Raw genomic sequence first — 19,124 nt, 5'->3', positions numbered from 1 at the left:
CATGGCCGAGTACATGCGGCTGCGGCAGATCTGCCTGGTGGCGCCGCAGCTTGCGCCTGTCATCGCGGACATCTCCGCGATCATGGGCCTCGATGTCTGCTATCGCGACGGCAATGTCGCGAAATACGGCCTCGAGAATGCGCTGCTGCCGGTCGATACAATCCTGCTCGAAGTCGTGGCGCCGTTCCAGCCGGGGCCGGGCACGGCGGCCGGCCGCTTCATCGAGAAGACCGGCGGCCGCGGCGGCTATATGGCGATCTTCACTTGCGAGGATCCCGACGCGCGCGGCGCCAGGGCCAACGCGATCGGCGTGCGCACCGCCAACGTGATCGCGCACGCGCCGTATCACGGCGTGCAACTGCACCCGCGCGACTGCCGCGCTGCCTTCATCGAGTTCAACCACACCGACGGCAGCGACGACATCCTGGGACCGTACCCGCCGGCCGGCCCGGACTGGCAGAAGTCGATCCGCAAGGACACGACCTTGGCGCTGACTGAAGTGGAGATGCAGAGCCCAGAGCCTGAGGGGTTGGCTGCGCATTGGGGCACGATCATCGGCATTCCCGCCGATGGTACCGTGGTGAAGCTGCCGAACAGCACCTTCCGCTTCGTCAAGGGCGACAGCGAGATCATGAGCGGCTTGACGTTCAAGGTCGCCGACAAGGCGAAGGTGCTGGAAGCGGCGAAGGCGAGAAGCTGTGCGGTGAAGGGCGATGAGTTCCAGCTCTGCGGCGTGACGTTCAAGCTGACGGCGTGATTTCGTAGCCCGGATGCAGCGAAGCGAAATCCGGGACCGCGCTCTTCGCGGATGGAGCGTTCCCGGATTGCGCTGCGCTGCATCCGGGCTACGTGTCTTTTTTTCCCGTCATCCTGAGGAGCGCGCAGCGCGTCTCGAAGGATGCACGGCCCGGCTGGTGGCCGTCCATCCTTCGAGGCTCGCTCCGCTCGCACCTCCAGCGACAAAGGCTTCGACTTTGCGCGGGGATGACGGGAAGGGCGGTTGAGCTAGCGGCGACGATTCAATATCGTCGAGCGCAAGAACAACAATGGAACACGCCCCATGCCGCATCCGCTCGATACCTTCTTCGCCCCAAAAAGCATCGCGCTGATAGGCGCCTCGCGCGATCACGAGAAGATTCCCGGGCGGCTGCTCGCGATGCTGCGCAAGAACGGCTATCCCGGCGCGCTCTATCCGATCAATCCGAACTATAACGAGATCGACGGGCTGAAATGCTTCAAGTCGGTCGCCGAGATCGGCGCGCCGATCGATCTTGCCGTTATCGTCATTCCCGCCCGTGCGGTGCTGCCGGCGCTGGAGCAGTGCGCGGCCGCCGGTGTGAAGAATGCGGTCATCATCTCGTCCGGCTTTGCCGAAGAGGGCGGCGACAGCGCTGACATGCAGGACGCGATCGTGGCGCTGGCGAAGCGGACCGGGATGCGGATCAGTGGGCCCAACGCGGAAGGGTTTTACAGCCAGGCGCAGAAGGTCGCCGCGACCTTCAGCCCGACCGTCGACGTCAAGCCGGAGGCACCCGATCTGGTCGCCGGCAAGCGGCGCATCGGCATTGTCGCGCAGAGCGGCGGCATCGGCTTTGCGATCTATCATCGCGCCAAGGCGCTCGGGGTTGCGCTCAGCTATGTCGTCAGCGCCGGCAATGAGAGCGATCTCGGCGCCGGCGAGTTCCTCGACTACATGGTGCAGGATGCCTCGACCGACGTGATCCTGCTGTTCATCGAGGGTATCCGCGACGTCGACAAGTTCCTGGTGGCGGCCAAGCACGCGGCAGAGCTCAGGAAGCCCGTGATCGTAACTAAAGTGGGCCGCTCCGGCGCCGGCGAGCGCGCGGCGGCCTCGCACACCGCGAGCATGGCGGGCTGGTCGGCGGCCTATGATGCGGTGTTCGCGAAATACGGCTTCATCGTCTCCAACGATCTCGACGAGGCCGTGACGATTGCCGCCGTGTTGACCACCAATCCGCTGCCGAAGGGCGATCGCGTCGCGGTGCTGACGGTGTCCGGCGGCGCCGGCATCTGGGGCGCCGATACCGTCTCGATGCAGGGCCTCCGCGTGCCGGAGCTTTCGGCCGCGATCCAGAGCCAGATCAAGCAATGGATGCCGTCCTATGGCGCGGCCGGAAATCCGGTCGACGTCACCGCGCAGGGCGTTTCCTCCGGCGGACTGCAGAAGAGCATCGAGCTGTTCGACACGTCTGATGAAGTGGACGCGACGCTGGTCGTGCTGTCGCTGTCGAGCGAGACGCGTATGCCGTTCAAGGAAGCCGAGCTGAAGCCGGTGATCGCCGCGCAGCACAAGCCGGTGGTGTTCTACTCCTACACGCTGCCGTCGCAATTCGCGCGGCAGGAGCTTGCCAAGTCGGGCGTGGTGGTGCTGTCGGGGCTGACCCATGTCGGCGTCGCGATGCGGCGGCTGGCCGACTATGCCGCCTTCAGGCCCGCGCCGGAGATCGTGGCATCAGCGTCGCCGGCGCACGATCTCTCCATGCATCTCACGTCGAAGACCTTGTCGGAATATGACAGCAAGGCACTATTGCGCGCGGCCGGGATCGCGTTGCCCGACGAGGTGCTGGTGACGGATCGCGACGGGCTCGACGCCGCGATCGAGCGGACCGGATTTCCCCTTGTCATGAAGATCCAGTCGCCCGCGATCGCGCACAAGAGCGAGGTCGGCGGCGTCCGCGTCAACATCGCCGCCAAGGGCGCGGCGTTCACGGCCTATCGCGACATGCTGGAGACGGTGCAGAAGCAGCGGCCGGGCGCTGAAATCCAGGGCGTGCTGGTCGGGCCGATGGCGAGGCGAGGCGTCGAGATCATCATCGGCACCATGACGGATGCGACCTTCGGGCCGATGGTGATGGTGGGGCTCGGCGGCATCACCACCGAACTGTTCAAGTACGTGGTCTATCGCCCCGCGCCGGTGAGCGTGGCTGAAGCGAGCACGATGCTGGAGATGCTGAAGGCCGCGCCGCTGCTGCACGGCTTCCGCGGCGCGCCGAAGGCGGATGTCACAGCACTGGCGCGGTTGATCTCGCAGATTTCGGTGCTGGCGGCGCAGCACCGAAGCGAGATCGCCGAGATCGAGGTCAATCCGGTGCTGGTGCACCCGGAGGGGCAGGGCGTGACGATCGTCGACGCGCTGGTGGTGCCGAGGGGTTAGCGTACTATCTCCCCACCGTCGTCCCTGCGAAAGCAGGGACCCATAACCACCGAATGGTGTTGGCGGAGCAAGGTAACGCCGCTTGTGCCCTTTCCGCTGGCCGCGGCGTATGGTCCCTGCTTTCGCAGGGACGACCAGGTTGAGAGAGAACGGCCGTTGAGAGAGAAAGGCCTCACCGCCCCTTGAAGTTGGCGACGCGACGTTCGGCCGTCGCCTTGACGCCTTCCTTGAAGTCTTCGGTCGCGCGCAGCTTGGTCTGCTCGGCGAGCTCATGGTTGGTCGCGGCGAGCACGCGGTCGGCGAGGCCGGCGCGCATGGTGGCGCGGGTCGAGACCAGGCCGAGCGGCGAGCATTCGGCGATCTCCTGCGCGAGCTTCATCGCTTCGGCGCGCACCTGGTCCTGCGGCACCAGCACGTTGGCGAGTCCCCAGCGATAGGCCTCTTCGCCGGTGACGCGGCGGCTGGTGTAGAACATCAGCTCGGCATTGTTCTTGCCGATCAGCTCCGGCAGCGTTGCGGTCAGGCCGAAGCCCGGATGGAAGCCGAGCTTGGTGAAGTTGGCCGAGAAGCGTGCCTCGGGGCAGGCGACGCGGAAGTCGGCGGAGACGGCAAGGCCGAGGCCGCCGCCGATCGCGGCGCCATGGATCGCCGCGACGATCGGCTTCTTGTTGCGGAAGATGCGCACCGCCTGGACGTAGAGATGGTTGATCGGCAGGTTGGAAGCCGGATCGCTCTTGGCGCGCTCTTCCTGCTCCTGGCGGGCCGGATCGCCGAAATTGGCGCCGGCGCAGAACGCCTTGCCTTGCGCCGCCAGCACCGAGGCGCGAATCTCGATATTGTTGTCGAACTCCTCCAGCGCGTCGGCGATCTGGTTGATCAGCGCGACGTCGAAGAAGTTCAGCGGGGGTTTTCGGATTTCGATCAGGCCGACATGGCCGTGGGTTTCGACGCCGATATCAGTGTACTTGGTCATGATCTGTCCTCGTTGAATTAGCGCAGGCGAGCCCGCGCGGCTAGCGCAGGCCCAAACCGCGGGCGATGATGCCGCGCAGCACTTCGGTTGTGCCGCCCTGGATCGTCAGCTTGGGCGCGGTCTTGATGGCGAAATCGAGCTGCTTTTCCAGCGTTTCGCGGTTGGTCGCGGTCTCCTCGACGAACGCGGCGAGATCGCGCACCCGATGCGGCAGCTGCTGCTCCCACACCGTGCCGATGTCCTTGACGATGGAAGCTTCGACCACCGGCTCCTTGCCGGCCTGCAGCATGCCCGCGACCGATACCGACATGCGGCGCATTGTGTGGACCTGCGCCACCAGGCGTCCGATGCCCTCGGCGCTGCGGGTGTCCGGGTTCTTGCCGACCGCGCGCACCAGCTCGGTGAGCACGTAATACGTCTCGAGGAAGCGCTCGGGACCACTACGCTCATAGGCGAGCTCCGACGTCGCCTGCTTCCAGGCGCCGTCGACCTCACCCAGCACGTGATCGTCGGGCACGAAGTAGTCGGTGAACACGACTTCGTTGAACTCGAACTGGCCGGTGATCTGGCCGATCGGATTCACCTGAATGCCCGGCTGTTTCATCTTGACGAGGAACTGGGTCAGGCCGTGGCGGCGGTTTTCCTTGGTCGGCGGCGAGGTACGGAAGATCGCGATCATGTAGTCGGCGATGTGCGCCGACGAGGTCCAGATCTTGGTGCCGTTGATGAGATAGCCGCCGTCGGTCTTGGTCGCGCGGGTCTTTGCCGCGAACAGGTCGGAGCCGGAGTTCGGCTCGCTCATTCCGATGGCGAAGCAGACCTCGCCGCGGCAGATCCGCGGCAGGATGTCCATTTTGATGTGCTCGGGGGCGTACTTCAGAAGCACCGGCCCGCTCTGGCGGTCGGCGACGAAGAAGCGCCGGGTCGGCGCGTTCGCCACCCGCATCTCCTCGGTGACGACATAGCGCTCGAGGAACGAGCGTTCCTGGCCGCCATATTTCTTCGGCCAGGTCATGCCGAGCCAGCCCTTGGCGCCGACGCGGCGGGAGAATTCCGGCGCGTCATTGTCCTCGCGGTTCGGCGCGTGGGGATCGAAAGTGCCGGCGGCGATTTCCTCGGCGAGGAAGGCGCGCACCTCCTTGCGGAGCTGCTCGCACTTTTCCGGCAGGCGGATCGGATCGAAACGAAGGGCTGCAGTCATGATGTCCAGTCCTGATCTTTCTGCCTGATCTCAGCGCGAAGCCACCAGCGGCCACAATTCATCGGCGCCACGCTCGGCGACCAGCTTGCCGAGCTCGACCGCCCAGTAGCTCTCCGAGCCGAAATCGTCGCGCCAGGCCAGCGCCCGCAGCGAATAGCGGTGCAGGATGTGCTCGATGGTAAAGCCGATCGCGCCATGCACCTGATGCGCGATGCTGCTGCCCTTCTCCGCCGCTTCCGAGCACCGGATCTTGGCCGCCGCGGCTTCCAGGAACACCGCATCAGTGTCCAGCGACTTGGCGTTCACGATCGTATCCGCTGCCGAGGTCGCGGCGGCGAGTGCCGCGGCGTTTTCGCCGGCGAGCCGGGCGAGGTTGTGCTGCACCGCCTGGAATTTCGAGATCTTCTTCTCGAAGGCGACGCGCTCGTTGGAATAGCGCACGGAGATGTCGAGCATCGCTTCCAGCGCGCCGGCGATCTGCAGGCTGCGCACCACGCCGCCCATCAGCATCAGCGTGGTCTGGTCAAAACCCTTCGGCGCCGGCCTGGTCGTGACCGGCTGCACCTTGTCGAGCGTGACGGTGTCGTTGTGATCGCCGCCAAGCCCGATGCCGGATTCGATCCGGCACTTGGGGGCGTCGACCAGCGCGATCGACACCCCGCCATTGCCAACAGCCAGCACCGCGAAATGCTTTGCGTCCTTCGCAAACGGTACGCCGCGGGCACGGCCGGAGAGGCTGCCGTCGGCGTTGAGCGTCACACGGTCCTTCGGGCTTGCCGGCAGCACGGTCATCTCGCCTTCCGGAGAGTTGATCTTGCCTTGCGTCAGCAACCAGCCGGCCAGCATTGTTTCGGCCAGCGGAACGGCAATCGCATGCCGCCCGGCGACGCTGAGCACGCTAAATCCTTCGGCGAGACTGGCGCCGGAACCGCCGAGATCGTCGGGCACCCAGGACAGCGGCAGGCCGGCTTCGGTCAGCGCCTGCCACAGCGGCGCCTTCCATGCGCCCTGCTTGTCGTGATTGATGGTTTGGGCATCCGCGAGATCGGCGAAAATCTTTTCCGCGGTCTCGGCGACGATGTTCTCACTCTCCGCCACAGCGTTCCTCGTGTTGATTGGCTCGGGCTGGCCGTTCGGCCATGCCCCGCTTGCGATGTTGTCTTGCGCTCAATGATGCGGAAAAGCCATAGCCGTGACAAGCGCTGCCCGCAGGGCCACTTGCGCGGATGGCATGAAGCCGGACGCTTTGCACGAATTCCGCATTGTGAACTTTCGATGGTCCCTGTTTGTATGCCACGCACACGTGCAAACTGGCCGGTGACATCTGTTCAGTCCGCCAGATGAAACTCGATCGCCTTCCGCATCAGGTCGGCGAACTCGGTCTCCTGGGTGACCAGCGCGTCGTTCAATCCGGCCACGCACAGCACCAGCGGTTCGTTCGATTCCGCTGATGGCGGCAGGTTCATGGCGACGGCGCCGGCGCCCGGCGTGACCAGGCCGAGCGAGAAGGCGTGCCCCTTGGCGCGGACTTTCTTCAGCTCCAGCAGCAGCGCCTTGATGTCGACCTGCCGATCGGGCCGGGTCTCGTTCGCGTTGATCAGGCGCACCAGGCGGCGGACCTCCTTGTCCGGATAGGCCGACAGCAGCGCGTAACCCGATGCCGATCGCGCCAGCGGCCGCAGCGTTCCGGCCTTGACATACAGCCGCATCGGCAGCTTGGCCTGAATGATATGGACATACTGCGCGCTGAGCCCGTTGCGCACCGCGAGCATGATGGTCTCGCCGGTCCGCGCGGAGAGCTCTTCCATCAAATTGACCAGGCGCCCTTTCGTGAACAGCGCCGGGCTCAGCCAGTGCCCCAGCATCGAGATCCGCGGCGTCGGGATATAGGTGCGGCGGCTGGTGTCATAGTGGAGATAGCCGAACGCCGTCATCGTTCGCATCAACGCCGAGGTGCTGGACTGCGGGAACTTGAGCGCCGCCGCGACCTCGATCGCGGAAGCGGCGCGCTGGTGTTCCTCGAAGAATTCGAGCACATCGAACACGCGCCGCGCCGACTTGACCGCATTGTCCATCTTCGGCAGGTCGCGCGAGGTGTCGCCGGGGAAATCGGGGCGGTCGAAAGTCCGCGCGCCGGCAGCCGCGCCGGCCTTCGCCAAATCTTTCTTCGCCACCGGCATCGCTATCGTCCCTGCTGCGCCACCCGCCGCTTCAGCCACCAGCCATATTGCTCCGGCCAACTCGTCCACTCCGGATCGCATCCGAGCGCGAGTGCCGTCTGCGCGGGCCAGTTCGGATTCCACAGCAGTTCGCGGCCGAGCGCAATAAGTGTCGCCTTGCCGTCCCGCAAAATGGCTTCGGCGTAGTCCGGTTCGCGGATCAGCCCGACCGCCACCGTCGGCATGCCGACTTCCTTCTGGATGCGCTCGGCGAACGGCACCTGGAAGCCCGGTGTGCGCGACACCAGCGAATTGCCGCGCGGCAATTTCATGCCGCCCGACGAGCAGTCCACCATGTCGATCCCGATCGCCTTCAGCTCGGTCGCAAACGCGATCGAGTCCTCGATCGACCAGCCGATGTCGACGCCGTCGACCGACGAGATGCGGACGAAGGCCGGCAGATGGTCCGGCCATTCCTCGCGCATGATCGCCGCGATCCGCAGCGGCAGGCGCATGCGGTTCTCGCGCGATCCGCCGTACTCGTCGTTGCGGTTGTTGGCCAGTGGCGACAGGAACGAGTGCATCAGATAGCCGTGCGCGCAATGCAGCTCGATGACGTCGTAACCGGCCGACCTGGCGCGGCGAAACGCCTGGCGATAGTCGTCCACCAGGGCGTCGATCTGCTCTGCGGTCATCATCTGCGGTGCCGGCCAGCCGTCGTCGAACGGAATGCCGCTCGAGGCCGCGATCTGCCACGGCCCTTCGCCGCGCGCCTTGATATCGGCCTCACCCAGCGGGTTGCCGCCTTCCCACGGCCGCTGCGACGAGCCCTTCCGGCCGCCATGGGCGATCTGGATCGCGGCCTTGGCGTTGAAGCCGTGGATCAGCGCGGCGAGGGCGGCGTGGTCCGCGATGTGCGTATCGTCCCAGATGCCGAGGCAGCCATGGGTGATGCGCCCCTGGGTGTTCACCGAGCTCTGCTCGACGAACACGAGGCCGGCGCCGCCGGCGGCGAGCTTGCCGATATGTGCGGTGTGCCAATCTGTGGCGCGCCCCTCGCGCGCCGAATAGGTCGCCATCGGCGAGACCATGATCCGGTTTTTCAGTTCGAGGTCGCGCAGTTGCAGCGGGGTAAAGAGCAGCGGCAGCTCGGTCATGCGATCTCCAGCCTTGCTTGTGGTTTCTTGCCTGTGATGTGTGGATTCGTGGGCGATCATTTCTTCAACAGTGGGCAGGTGCTCTCCTCGGGCGTCGCAAACGCCTCCTTGCCCGGGATCACCTGAACCAGCTTCTCGTAGTCCCAGGCGCCCTTCGATTCGGCCGGCGACTTCACCTGCACGAGATACATGTCGTGGATCAGCTGGCCGTCCTCGCGCAGGAATGCGTTGCGGGCGAAGAAATCGTCGATAGGCATGTCCTTCATTTGCGCGATCACCTTGGGGCCGTCGTCGGTGCCGGACTTCTCGACCGCCTTGAGATAGTTCATGACCGCGGAGTAGAGACCGGCCTGCACCATGGTCGGCCGCTTCTTGGTCCTGGCCATGAAGCGCGCGGCAAAGTCGCGGGTCTTGTCGTCGAGATCCCAATAGAAGGCGGTCGCGAGCTGTAGTCCCTGCGCCGCCTGCAGGCCGATCGCGTGGATGTCGCTGGTCTGCATCAGGAAGGCCGCGAGCTTTTGCGTGTGCGCCATCCCGAATTCCTGCGCCTGCCGGATCGAGTTGGCGAGGTCGCCGCCGGTGTTGGCAAAGGCGATCACATCGGCCTTCGAGCTCTGGGCCTGCAGCAGATAGGACGAGAAATCCATGCTGTTGAGCGGATGCCGCACCTCGCCGGCGATGCTGCCGCCGACCTTCTCCACGGTCCTGGCCGCGTCGTTGCGCAGGGCGTGGCCGAAGGCGTAGTCGACCGTGACGAAGTACCAGCTCTTGGCGCCCGATTTGGCCAGCGCCCGAACCGTGCTGTTGGCGAGCGCATAGGTATTGTAGGTCCACTGCACCGAATTCGCCGAGCAGCCCTTTCCGGTCAGATCGGAGGAGCCTGCCGACGACACCAGCATCGCCTTGTTTTTCTGCTTGGTGAGCTCGAGCACGGCGAAAGCGACCGCGGAATTGGCGAAGTCGACGATGACGTCGACATTCTCCTGCTCATACCAGCGCCGCGCGATGCCGGCGCCGATGTCGGCCTTGTTCTGATGGTCGGCATCGACCATTGCGACCGGCTTGCCCAGGACCTTGCCGCCGAAGTCCGCGATCGCCATCCGGACCGCTTCGACCGCGCCGGGGCCGGCAGCGTCGGCGTAGAGGCCGGCCTGATCGGTCAGCACGCCGATCTTCACTGCGTCGTCGGAAATCTGCGCGTGGGATGGCGCGGCGAAGGCGACTGAGAGGATTGCAGCGCTCGCGGCGATCCATCCGTATCTCGATGTCATTGTCCCTGGTTTCCTCTAGTTCGATTGCCTTATGGCGTTGGTCTTGTCTTGCCGCAGGTCGATCATGCCCGGATGCGACTGCGGATCCCTGTCCGCGCCGAGCAGCACGTGTTTCTGGATCTTGTTGGTCGAGGTCAGCGGCAGCTCGGCCACGAAGGCGATCCACGCCGGCAGCTTGAACGCCGCCAGGCGTTCGCGGCAGAAGTGGAAGATGTCTTGCGCGAGCTCGCGTGCAGTGTCGGTGCCGTCGTTGATCACGATGAAGGCCGCAACTTCCTCGTCGCGGATCGGATCGCGCGCGGCGACGACCGCCGCCTGCTTGACCAGAGGCGACGTCGTCAGCACGGCCTCGACCTCCGCCGCCGAGATGTTCTCGCCGGCGCGCCGGACCAGGTGCTTCAGCCGGTCGACGAACACGAAGGCGCCGTCCTCGTGCTGCCAGGCGCTGTCGCCGGTGTGAAACCAGCCGCCGCGCCAGGCCTGCTCGGTGGTCTCGGGGTCCTTCAGGTAGCCGGAGAAGAAGCCGCGCCGCGGCGTCGCTTCCGAATGGCGCACGCAGAGTTCACCGACTGCGCCTGCCGGCAGCGCATTGCCGTCGGCATCCAGAATGATCATTTCGAGGCCGGGGACGCTGCGGCCGATCGTGTTGGTCTCGAGATGGCGGGGCTCGACCGTGTTGAACGGACTGCGTCCGGTCTCCGTCATGCCCCAGCCTTCGACGAAGGGGATGCCGAAGCGTTCGCGAGCCCGCGCGCGCTGCTCGGGATTGGCGCCGACGCCCATCGAGAAGCGCAGCGCATGGGCTTTCTCGTCCGGTGTCTCCGGCTGCGCCAGCAGGGCCGCGACGATCACGCCGAGATAATGCAGCACGGTTGCCCGGCACGCGACGATGTCGCGCCAGGCATGTTTCGCGTTGAAGCGTTCCGGCAGGATCAGACAGCCGCCGGTCAGCATCATCGCGATCGGGGTCAGGGTCAGGCCGGCCATGTGAAACAGCGGCAGCGGGCTGTACAGGCGCTCCGTTCCGGCATGATACGTCGCCTCGCCGCCGTGGCTGATGTACCAGCGGCCGGTCGAGACCACGTATTCATTGGTCAGGATGCATCCCTTCGGGCGCGCCGTCGTGCCTGACGTGTAGAGCAGCGCAGCCTCGGTCTCGCTTCCCGGCTCGCCGGCGCGCGGCGGTGGCCGCCTGGCCGGCGGGACTTGCTCGACGCCGGCGCCGCGATCGTCACCGGAGACGGTGAGCAGCGGAACGTCGCCGGTCAGCGCCTTCTGCAATTCCTTCTGATCGGCCAGCGTGACGATCAGGTCGGGCTCGGCATGCGCGATCAGGTACGCGATTTCCGCCGCGCGATAGGCCGGGTTGATCGGAACGATCGAGACGCCGATGCCGTTGAGCGCCAGCCAATGCACGATGAAATCGGGCCGGTTCTCCAGCAGCAGGCAAGCGCGGTGTCCGTGGCCGAAGCCTGCTGCGCGGTACTGATCGCGCAATGCGCGGACCTGCCGCGCAATGGTGCCATAGGACAGTTCGACGCCATCGGGAAAGTATGCGCGGTCGGGACGCGCGGGAATGCAGAGAAAGGGTTTGAACGCTGCCGCATCGGATGTCGCAGCGAATGCGCTGAACACGGTGTACATCGTGGCGAAACTTCCCTTTGACGGCCGCTGATCGATGTCAACGATGCCGATCCGAAGGAGCCCGGGTGCTTCGTTGAGCGCATTTGTCATGCGATCGCGACGTTGCGCGGAAGCTATAAGGACGAATAATATGCTGTCAAATCCATTATGAGTTTCCATAAAACTCATATGTAGTTTGAAGCCAAAAACGGAGGTAACGAGATGAAGATGCACATGTTGTCGGGCGGCCGTCTCCAGATGTCGAAGCGGACTTATCTGCCTGACGCGGCGCGTGGCGAGATGATCGAGCTGCCGGTGTCCTGCGTGCTGTTGCGGCACACGCAAGGCAATGTGCTGTTCGATACCGGATGCCATCCCGATGTCGCGACCGATCCTGAAGGACGGCTCGGCACGCTGGCCAAATACATGCGCCCGATCATGCCGGCGGACGACCATGTGCTGACGAGCCTGAAGGCCGTTGGCCTTGGCCCCGACGACATCGACGTGGTGATCTGCTCCCACCTGCACACCGACCATTGCGGCTGCAACGCCTTCTTCAAGAAGGCGACGATCTTCGTCCACGCACTCGAGGTCGAGGCGGCGAATGCCGATAACGCGTTCGATCGCGGATACATCAAGGCGGATTGGGATCATCCGCTGAAGATGGAGATCTTCGATCAGCAGATGGATGTGTTCGGCGACGGCAAGCTCACGCTGGTCCCGCTGCCCGGCCACTCGAAGGGAACGACTGGCGCGCTGGTCAAGCTCGACAACAGTGGCGAATTCCTGCTCGCCTCCGACGCGCTCAGTGTGCGCGCCAACCTCGATCAGCGGACCTCACCGAGGAACAGCCTCGATGTCGACCAGTTCCTGAAGTCGCTCGACGAGATCGCCAGGATCGAGGCATCCGGCGTCAAGATCATTTGCGGCCATGACGAGGCGCAGTGGGCCAGCCTGCAAAAGGGAGCGAACGCGTATACGTGAGGATTTGGCGCGGTTTGCAGATGCTGTCTCACGCGATATGGTGTGCCGCCGCCGGAGTTCATCTGGCTCACAACAACAAGGAAAATGCAGATGTCCAAGGATGGTTTGTGCGCGATCGTGACGGGATCGGCATCGGGACTCGGCGCCGCCACCGCGCAAATCCTCGCCACGCAGGGCGCGCGCCTCATCGTCAACTATTCCAACAGCAAGGCGGAAGCCGAAGCGACCGCGGAAGCCTGCCGCAAGCAGGGCGCCGAGGTGCTGGTGGTGCAGGGCGACGTCTCGCGCGATGAGGACTGCAAGAAGATCGCAGCCGCCGCGCAGGGCTGGGGCCGCCTCGACGTGCTCGTCAACAATGCGGGCACCACCAAGCACGTGCCGCATCACGATCTCGACGGTCTGACCGCGGAGGATTTCCAGCGCATCTATGCGGTCAACACCATCGGCCCGTTCCAGATGGTTCGTGCCGCGCGCGCGCTGCTCGAAGCCGGCGCGAAGGCATCTGGCCGTCCCTCGGCGGTGGTCAACGTCTCCTCGGTCGCCGGCATTTCCGGTGGCGGTTCGTCGGTCGCCTATGCCGCGAGCAAGGGCGCGCTCAACACCATGACGCAGTCGCTGGCGCGCGCGCTGGCGCCGTTGATCCGCGTCAACACGGTGTGTCCGGGCTATATCGATACGCCCTGGTTCACCAAGGGCCGCGGCGAGGCGGGCGCCAAGCAGGTGCGCGATGCCGTGATCGCGCGGGTGCCGCTGAAGGTCGCCTCAACGGCCGAGGATATCGCCAATCTGGTCTGCTTCCTGGCAAGCCCGGCCTCGAGCAACATGACCGGCGAGTTCGTCCGCATGGATGCCGGCATGCATCTGATTCAGTGAACTGGCTATCCACGTCTTCCGACCGTTACGGAAACGAAAATGCCCGGGCCAGGCCCGGGCATTTTGATTTTGGATCAATATTCGGTTCGCTGTGCTGTCACCTGTTTCCCGGATCCGGGATCACGCGCGCCGCGACCAGCCGATTCCAGATGAACAGCACCACCAGTGCGCCGATCGTGGCGGTGATGAAGCCGGCGCCTTGTTCGGGACCGTAATGTCCGATCGCCTGGCCGATGAAGGTCGCAAGAAACGCGCCGGCGATGCCGAGCACGGTGGTGAGAATAAAGCCGCTTGGATTGTTCGGCCCCGGGGACAGGAACCGCGCGATGATTCCCGCGATAAAGCCGATGATGATGACCCGGATCATGTCTGTCGTCCTCCTGCGATCAAAGAAGCGTTGCCGTCAGAGCCTGCGGTGCAGCTCGTCGCCGCTCGGCAACCGCCCGTCGGGCGTCAGGTGATTGATCGCGTCGGGTAGATACTGGCTCAAGCCCTGCAGCAGATCGTCGCGCGACAGGCCGCTCTGCGAGGCCAGCGAGTTGATCTGGTCGGCGCCGAGCGCGTTGGCGAGATCGCCGGGCGCGATCTGCTTGTTGGGACCGTTGCTGACCCAGGAATTGGCCGCATCGCCGTGACCCTTCTGCTGCAATTGATTGAGCAGGTCGCCAAGGCCGCCGCTGAGCACGGTGCCGGCTGCGCCTCCGGCGAGCAGGCCACCGAGGCCGCCCTTCAGCAGATCGCCGAGCCCGCCGCCACCGGCGCCGCCGGGCAGGCCTGCGGTGACGTTGCCGGGAGGAAGCGGCGGCGCCTGCGCCGGCTTCGGCTCAGGGGCGCTCGCGTCCGCCTGGCCGCCGGAGAAATGCTTGACCGCCTTCCAGGCGAGCAGCGCCAGGATCGCCATCGTCATCGGCGACATTCCGCCGCCGCTGGAGCTGTCGGATGATGTGCTTGGCCCGCTCGGACCGCGGGGGCCGTTCTGCATGCCGTTGAGTACGTCGAGTAAACCCATGATCGTCTCCTGCCGCAACCGTGCCCCGAGCGGGAAACATAGCTTCCGCCCATGACGGTTACAAGGCGCGCCACCCGGCCTGCGGTGCGTCGAAATAGGCAGGCAACCCAAGGTCTGCTATCGAGCCAATGATGAATGGACGTTCCAGATGAACAAGGACCGGCCGATCGGCATTGCGGGCGCGGGAAGCATCGGCTGCTTCGTCGGCGGCATGCTCGCGGCCGCGGGGCGCCGCGTCGCGCTGCTGGCGCGGCCGCGGCTGATCCAGGAGATCGCAGGCAACGGCTTGCGGATCAGCAGCTTTGACGGCTCCGAGCGGACGGTATCCGCGGACCGGCTCATTGTGTCCGACGATCCGTCGATCTTGTCCGACGTTCAGACCGTGCTGGTGACGGTGAAGAGTGCCGACACCGCCGCGATGGCCGATGTGATCGCGCGCCACGCGCCTGGCGATGCCGCGGTGATCAGCCTGCAGAACGGCGTCGGCAATGTGCCGCTGCTGCGCGACCGCCTGCCGGGCCGCAAGGTGCTCGGCGGCATGGTGCCGTTCAACGTAGTCGCGCTCGGCGACGGCCGCTTCCATCGCTCGACCTCCGGCGACATCGTGATCGCGCAGGATGACGCGGGCACCGCAATGCAGCTGTCGGTGCCGGGCCTTGCGATCAAGGCTACCTCCAATATCGACGGCGTGCAGTGGGGCAAGCTGATCGTCAATCTCAACAATGCGCTCAATGCGCTGTCCAATATTCCGCTGCGGCAACAGCTCGCGCAGCGCGGCTGGCGACGACTGCTTGCCGATCAGATGGCCGAGGGCCTGGCCGCGGTGCGCGCCGAAGGCATTGCACCGGTATCGCCGACGCCGCTGCCGTCGAGCTGGATGCCTCCTTTGCTGCGGCTGCCCGATGCGCTGTTCGACGTGCTGCTCGGCCGCACCATGAAGATCGATCCCGAGGCGCGCTCCTCGATGTGGGAGGATCTGCAGCGCGGCCGCCGCACCGAGATCGACTATCTGCAGGGCGTGATCACCGCGATCGCGGATCGCCGCGGGCTCGCGACGCCATTGTCGCGCCGCGTCATCGCGCTGATCCGGAAGGCGGAGGCCGACGGCGAGGGCTCGCCGGGGCTGACGCCCGAACAGATCCGCGATGGCAGTGACCATGAACGCCGATGATCGTTCGCCACGTCGATCGAACAACAGAGGAGGTGACATCATGAAACGGTCCAGCATCATGCTGCTCACGCTTGTTGCGCTCGCGGCCGGCCCGGCCCGTGCGGCGCCGCCGACCGTGACACCGTCGCCTGGCTATGATGCGCGCTTGCAGGAGCAGCGCGCGGCGGCTGCGGCAGCAAGCCGAGCGGCCGTGCCTGCGCACAGATCGGTCGCGCCCCGACACCACAAGCGCACCCGCGCGCGCTGATCCATTACAGAGATGACCTCAGATGAAGCTGCTGTTCCTCGCGCTCACCTTCGTGTTTGGCTTCGCCACGGCCGCAGGCGCCGCCGACTATGCCGGCTCGATCAGTGCCTACCGGCGCGCCAATCGCATGCCCGTGGTGAAGCTCGACGCGAAGCTGAACGCGATGGCGCTGAAGCAGGCGCAGGCGATGTCGGCGACCGGATCGGTCAGCCACTCCGCGGGCGGCAGCTTCTTCACGCGCATCGCGCCGCTCAAGAAGCAGCGCGCCGCCGAAAATATCGGCGCCGGCTTCATCGCCTTCGCCGAGATGCTGAAGCAGTGGGAGAATTCGCCGGGCCATCGCGAGAACCTGTTGATGCCGGGCGCCAAGCGCGTCGGCGTCGCCTTCGTCGACAACCCGAAGTCGCCGTACCGCAGGTTCTGGGCGATGGTGATTACCGATTGACGTCGGTTCGCTTCGCAACCTTGGTCGGTGGCGGCGGTGTCGGCGTGAACAGCTTCTTCAGGCCGTCCAATCCCTCGGAAAGCCGCGGCCATTCGCAGGAGAACGTACCCTTCACGCAGTTGCTTGCCCGCGGCCGCGGCTCGGGAAGAGGGACGGCAGCGACCCGCGGCTTGACCGGCCTTGCGGCGGGGACGGGGACTTTCGCAGTCTCACTGCGCACCGGCTCATTGTGCAATGACGCCTGCTGGATCTGCGGCGGCCGCACCGGCTGTGTCTCCTGCCGCTCGAGTTGCTTCGCATTGAACGCCGCGACGATACGCGAGCGGCGCTGCTGCTCGAGATAGCCGGTATATTCCTGGTCGATCTTCTTCTGCTCGTCCGGCGTCGGATTGGGACCGGCGATGTCGAAGCTGCGGTCCTGCATGAAGTCGTAATAGGTGTACCCGCCGCCGGGCTTGCGACGGCCGGCGAATTTGGCGTTGCAATCGGCGAGTTGCGCGGTCTTGTCTTCCCTGGTCTTCGCCTTTTCGGCGAGGTCGGCGCAGTCCTCGAAGTCCTTCGCCCCGCCGCGCCACCATTGCGCGTGCGCGCTCATCGGCGCCAGCACACAAGCGACCGCGAAAACGGCAACAGCCAACGTCGATGATCGTGACGGCATCACGGACATTGAGACCAAACCCGAACGACACAGAGTGAGCAGATTGTCGCCATTTTAGTGACACTTGTCACCCGGGAACCCGACGATTTTCCTGACCTGTGGAATGTTGCCGCGCCTGATGGAACCAAGTCTTCACGATTGGAACAATTGAAGAATTCCCATCGTAAGGGCCGGAGATCAGAACAATTCGCCCTAAATAGTTCACTTCACCCTGTGCAGCAGTGCAACCAGTTCCGCCTGCCGGTGCGTGCCGGTCTTCTGGAAGATCGTCTTGAGCTGATTGCGCGCGGTGGCAAGGGCAACGCCGGCCTCCTGCGCGGCCGCTTCGACCGAATCGCCGCGCGCAAGCCGGGTGGCGAGGCGTGCCTGCGCCGGCGTCAGTTCGAACGTCGCCGCCAGCAGCGCCTGATCGAACGCCGCGCTGCCTTCGAGATCGCGGATCAACAGGATCGCGCGCGCCCCGAGGAACGGCGAGCGCGCGGCCGGAGGCACCGGTTGGATCTGGATCACGATCGGCCGCTTGTCGATCCGGCGCACCACGATCGGCGACGACGGTAATGGGTACAGGTCCGAGCTGTGGGCCAGCTGATCGATCAGCCTGGTCAGATCGGCGTTGGCCTGTCGGTCGAGCAAAGTGAGGCGATTGTTGCGGATCGCAAGGTCGTGGCCGAGGCAGCTTTCCGCCTGGCTATTCATGCCGATGACGGCGCCGAAGCGGCCGACGGCAATCGCGGCGACCTGGATCAGATCGAGCGCGCTGGTGATGCCCGAGAGCGCGGAGCGTCCGACGACGGCGGAGAGCGTCGCGGCTTCCGTGAGCGGCGCCGACACCCTTCGCAGCGCCTTGATCTCGTCGGCGTCGAACAAGCCTTCCCTGGGTGAGCGCTGGATCGTCAGTGCCCACAATGCCGGGCCGGAGTGGAAGCCGACGGCCGCGAACCATTTCAGTCCGAACTCGCCGAGCGTGGCGTAGAGCGGATCGCGCAGCATCTCGGTTTCGGACTCGAACAGATCCGCATCGGTGATGACGTCGACGCCGGCGTGCATCAGCGGCACGCCGCGGGCCGCGCGGATGTCGGTGAGGTGAAGGTTGTGCGGGAAGTAGGTCTTGGTGAAATACTCGGTGATCGAGTCCGTGCGCGGAATGTCTTCGGTGCGGATATCGCTCTGAAGCATCGCAGCGCCGGTCGCGCCGACGGCGGCGCAAACCTCGTCCATGAAGGACGGCCAGGTCGAGGGATCGAGAACCACATCGCCGAGGCGCGCGGTCACATCGTCAAGCCTGTGCAGGTCGACCAAAATTCAGCTCCGCCGATGCAAACAGCGTTGTTTTGTCAGGCGAAACAGGCAGCACATCGTTGCGCCCGGTACCGGGCATAAGAGAACCCAGGGGCCCGATATGCAAGTTAAATCAGCGACAGGCTAGGGGCCGGGTCCGCAACCACTGGCGAAACATGATCGAAAATCGGCGGGTCCCACTGGCCGGTACGATCCGGCCGCTACGATGAGTGACCATCCTCACGGTGGTCGGCTTCGGTCAGCGCCACGCGGCAGAAGCTGGCGGCGATCGCGACGACCTCCTCCACGGCCTGCGGGTACTGCTTCGACACCCAGCGCAGGGCGATCGAGATGACGGCGCCGACCATGCCGACCGAGAGCAGCGAGGCGGCCGCGCCCTTGTCGCTGCGCTTCGCATCGAGCGCCGGCGGCACCAGGATGTCGCTGAAGACGCGCAAGGCGTCGAGCTTGACGGCATCGACCGCCGGACTGATGCCGGAAATTTCCAGCAGAAAAACCCGCGCGGGCTTCGGGTGCTGCTTCAGCCGGGTGAAATACAGCGTCAGGGCCGCGCGCAGCTTCATCTCGGCATCGTCGCCCGCGGCTGCGGCGGCAGCGGTCATTTCCTCGTGCAGGTGGCCGACGACATGGCCGTAGGCCGCGATCAGCAGGGCCTCGCTGTTGGCAAAGGACTCGTAGAAATAGCGCTCGGTCAGCTCGGCCGCCTCGCAGATCGCCTTCACGGTGGCGCTGCGATAGCCGACCTCGCCATAGACCTCGATCGCCGCATCGATCAGCTTGAGCCGCCGCTCGGTGCGGCGTTCCTCGGCGTCCATACCGCCATAGAGGCGGGCTTTCCGGCTGCTTGCCATGAAAACGTATTGACACGGGGCATTGTCA

The 19,124-nt window shown here is 65.2% G+C and carries 19 protein-coding genes; 7 read left to right on the top strand and 12 right to left on the bottom strand.

Annotated features, from left to right (window positions below; translation table 11 throughout):
• The first annotated feature begins 1 nt into the window (after nt 1).
• Nucleotides 2-757: a VOC family protein gene (locus AC1VNY_RS36580; RefSeq protein WP_482408809.1), complete on the top strand. Its 756-nt coding sequence runs from the start codon at nt 2-4 to the stop codon at nt 755-757.
• Nucleotides 758-1,060: 303 nt separating this feature from the next.
• On the top strand, nt 1,061-3,175 hold the full coding sequence (locus tag AC1VNY_RS36575; RefSeq protein ID WP_482408808.1) for an acetate--CoA ligase family protein: 2,115 nt from the start codon (nt 1,061-1,063) through the stop codon (nt 3,173-3,175).
• A 172-nt stretch (nt 3,176-3,347) separates the two neighbouring features.
• Here the strand turns inward: AC1VNY_RS36575 and AC1VNY_RS36570 are convergent, their stop codons facing one another.
• The 7 genes from AC1VNY_RS36570 to AC1VNY_RS36540 form a co-directional block, all read right to left on the bottom strand.
• Complete coding sequence (locus AC1VNY_RS36570) at nt 3,348-4,148, bottom strand: enoyl-CoA hydratase/isomerase family protein (RefSeq protein ID WP_028341859.1); 801 nt, start codon at nt 4,146-4,148, stop codon at nt 3,348-3,350.
• 40 nt (nt 4,149-4,188) lie between these two features.
• Nucleotides 4,189-5,349 carry an acyl-CoA dehydrogenase family protein gene (locus tag AC1VNY_RS36565; RefSeq protein WP_018269158.1) on the bottom strand — a complete coding sequence of 387 codons (1,161 nt, stop codon included), beginning with the start codon at nt 5,347-5,349 and terminating at the stop codon, nt 4,189-4,191.
• Between the two features lie 30 nt (nt 5,350-5,379).
• On the bottom strand, nt 5,380-6,447 hold the full coding sequence (locus tag AC1VNY_RS36560) for an acyl-CoA dehydrogenase family protein (protein ID WP_482408807.1): 1,068 nt from the start codon (nt 6,445-6,447) through the stop codon (nt 5,380-5,382).
• 230 nt (nt 6,448-6,677) lie between these two features.
• Nucleotides 6,678-7,529 carry an IclR family transcriptional regulator gene (locus tag AC1VNY_RS36555; RefSeq protein WP_482408806.1) on the bottom strand — a complete coding sequence of 284 codons (852 nt, stop codon included), beginning with the start codon at nt 7,527-7,529 and terminating at the stop codon, nt 6,678-6,680.
• A gap of 2 nt (nt 7,530-7,531) precedes the next feature.
• Nucleotides 7,532-8,665, bottom strand: coding sequence for an NADH:flavin oxidoreductase/NADH oxidase (locus tag AC1VNY_RS36550; RefSeq protein ID WP_482408805.1), 1,134 nt, complete (start codon nt 8,663-8,665; stop codon nt 7,532-7,534).
• A 56-nt stretch (nt 8,666-8,721) separates the two neighbouring features.
• Nucleotides 8,722-9,936 carry an ABC transporter substrate-binding protein gene (locus AC1VNY_RS36545; RefSeq protein ID WP_482408804.1) on the bottom strand — a complete coding sequence of 405 codons (1,215 nt, stop codon included), beginning with the start codon at nt 9,934-9,936 and terminating at the stop codon, nt 8,722-8,724.
• A 15-nt stretch (nt 9,937-9,951) separates the two neighbouring features.
• Nucleotides 9,952-11,580 (bottom strand): AMP-binding protein, encoded by a 1,629-nt coding sequence (locus tag AC1VNY_RS36540; RefSeq protein WP_482408803.1) that lies wholly within the window; start codon nt 11,578-11,580, stop codon nt 9,952-9,954.
• 201 nt (nt 11,581-11,781) lie between these two features.
• On the opposite strand from AC1VNY_RS36540, the gene AC1VNY_RS36535 reads away from it, so the two are divergent.
• Both AC1VNY_RS36535 and AC1VNY_RS36530 read left to right on the top strand, forming a co-directional pair.
• Nucleotides 11,782-12,543, top strand: a complete 762-nt coding sequence (locus tag AC1VNY_RS36535) for an N-acyl homoserine lactonase family protein (protein ID WP_482408802.1) — start codon at nt 11,782-11,784, stop codon at nt 12,541-12,543.
• Nucleotides 12,544-12,633: 90 nt separating this feature from the next.
• Entirely contained in the window at nt 12,634-13,416 is a 783-nt protein-coding gene (locus AC1VNY_RS36530) for an SDR family NAD(P)-dependent oxidoreductase (RefSeq protein WP_482408801.1), read from the top strand.
• 97 nt (nt 13,417-13,513) lie between these two features.
• On the opposite strand, the gene AC1VNY_RS36525 is transcribed toward AC1VNY_RS36530, so the two are convergent.
• Nucleotides 13,514-13,783: a GlsB/YeaQ/YmgE family stress response membrane protein gene (locus AC1VNY_RS36525; RefSeq protein WP_482408800.1), complete on the bottom strand. Its 270-nt coding sequence runs from the start codon at nt 13,781-13,783 to the stop codon at nt 13,514-13,516.
• 36 nt (nt 13,784-13,819) lie between these two features.
• Nucleotides 13,820-14,425 carry a YidB family protein gene (locus AC1VNY_RS36520; RefSeq protein WP_482408799.1) on the bottom strand — a complete coding sequence of 202 codons (606 nt, stop codon included), beginning with the start codon at nt 14,423-14,425 and terminating at the stop codon, nt 13,820-13,822.
• Between the two features lie 148 nt (nt 14,426-14,573).
• Here AC1VNY_RS36520 and AC1VNY_RS36515 point away from each other — a divergent pair, with 148 nt between their 5' ends.
• From AC1VNY_RS36515 to AC1VNY_RS36505, 3 genes are read left to right on the top strand one after another with little or no spacing between them, the layout of a single operon-like run.
• Nucleotides 14,574-15,596 (top strand): 2-dehydropantoate 2-reductase, encoded by a 1,023-nt coding sequence (locus tag AC1VNY_RS36515; RefSeq protein ID WP_482408798.1) that lies wholly within the window; start codon nt 14,574-14,576, stop codon nt 15,594-15,596.
• Nucleotides 15,597-15,636: 40 nt separating this feature from the next.
• Nucleotides 15,637-15,843 carry a hypothetical protein gene (locus AC1VNY_RS36510; RefSeq protein WP_482408797.1) on the top strand — a complete coding sequence of 69 codons (207 nt, stop codon included), beginning with the start codon at nt 15,637-15,639 and terminating at the stop codon, nt 15,841-15,843.
• A gap of 22 nt (nt 15,844-15,865) precedes the next feature.
• Nucleotides 15,866-16,288, top strand: a complete 423-nt coding sequence (locus AC1VNY_RS36505) for a CAP domain-containing protein (protein WP_482408796.1) — start codon at nt 15,866-15,868, stop codon at nt 16,286-16,288.
• Here the strand turns inward: AC1VNY_RS36505 and AC1VNY_RS36500 are convergent.
• The 3 genes from AC1VNY_RS36500 to AC1VNY_RS36490 form a co-directional block, all read right to left on the bottom strand.
• Nucleotides 16,278-16,955, bottom strand: coding sequence for a hypothetical protein (locus AC1VNY_RS36500; RefSeq protein ID WP_482408795.1), 678 nt, complete (start codon nt 16,953-16,955; stop codon nt 16,278-16,280). The two genes, AC1VNY_RS36505 and AC1VNY_RS36500, sit on opposite strands and share 11 nt — an antisense overlap.
• Nucleotides 16,956-17,147: 192 nt before the next feature.
• A complete protein-coding gene (locus tag AC1VNY_RS36495; RefSeq protein ID WP_482408794.1) occupies nt 17,148-18,245 on the bottom strand; it encodes a helix-turn-helix transcriptional regulator in 1,098 nt (365 codons plus the stop codon).
• A 200-nt stretch (nt 18,246-18,445) separates the two neighbouring features.
• On the bottom strand, nt 18,446-19,096 hold the full coding sequence (locus AC1VNY_RS36490) for a TetR/AcrR family transcriptional regulator (RefSeq protein WP_482408793.1): 651 nt from the start codon (nt 19,094-19,096) through the stop codon (nt 18,446-18,448).
• Nucleotides 19,097-19,124: the final 28 nt, after the last annotated feature.

The sequence above is a fragment of the Bradyrhizobium ferriligni genome, from assembly GCF_056837965.1.
Note: the sequence above shows the minus strand (reverse complement) of the source record. Positions and strands in the feature narration are given on the sequence as shown.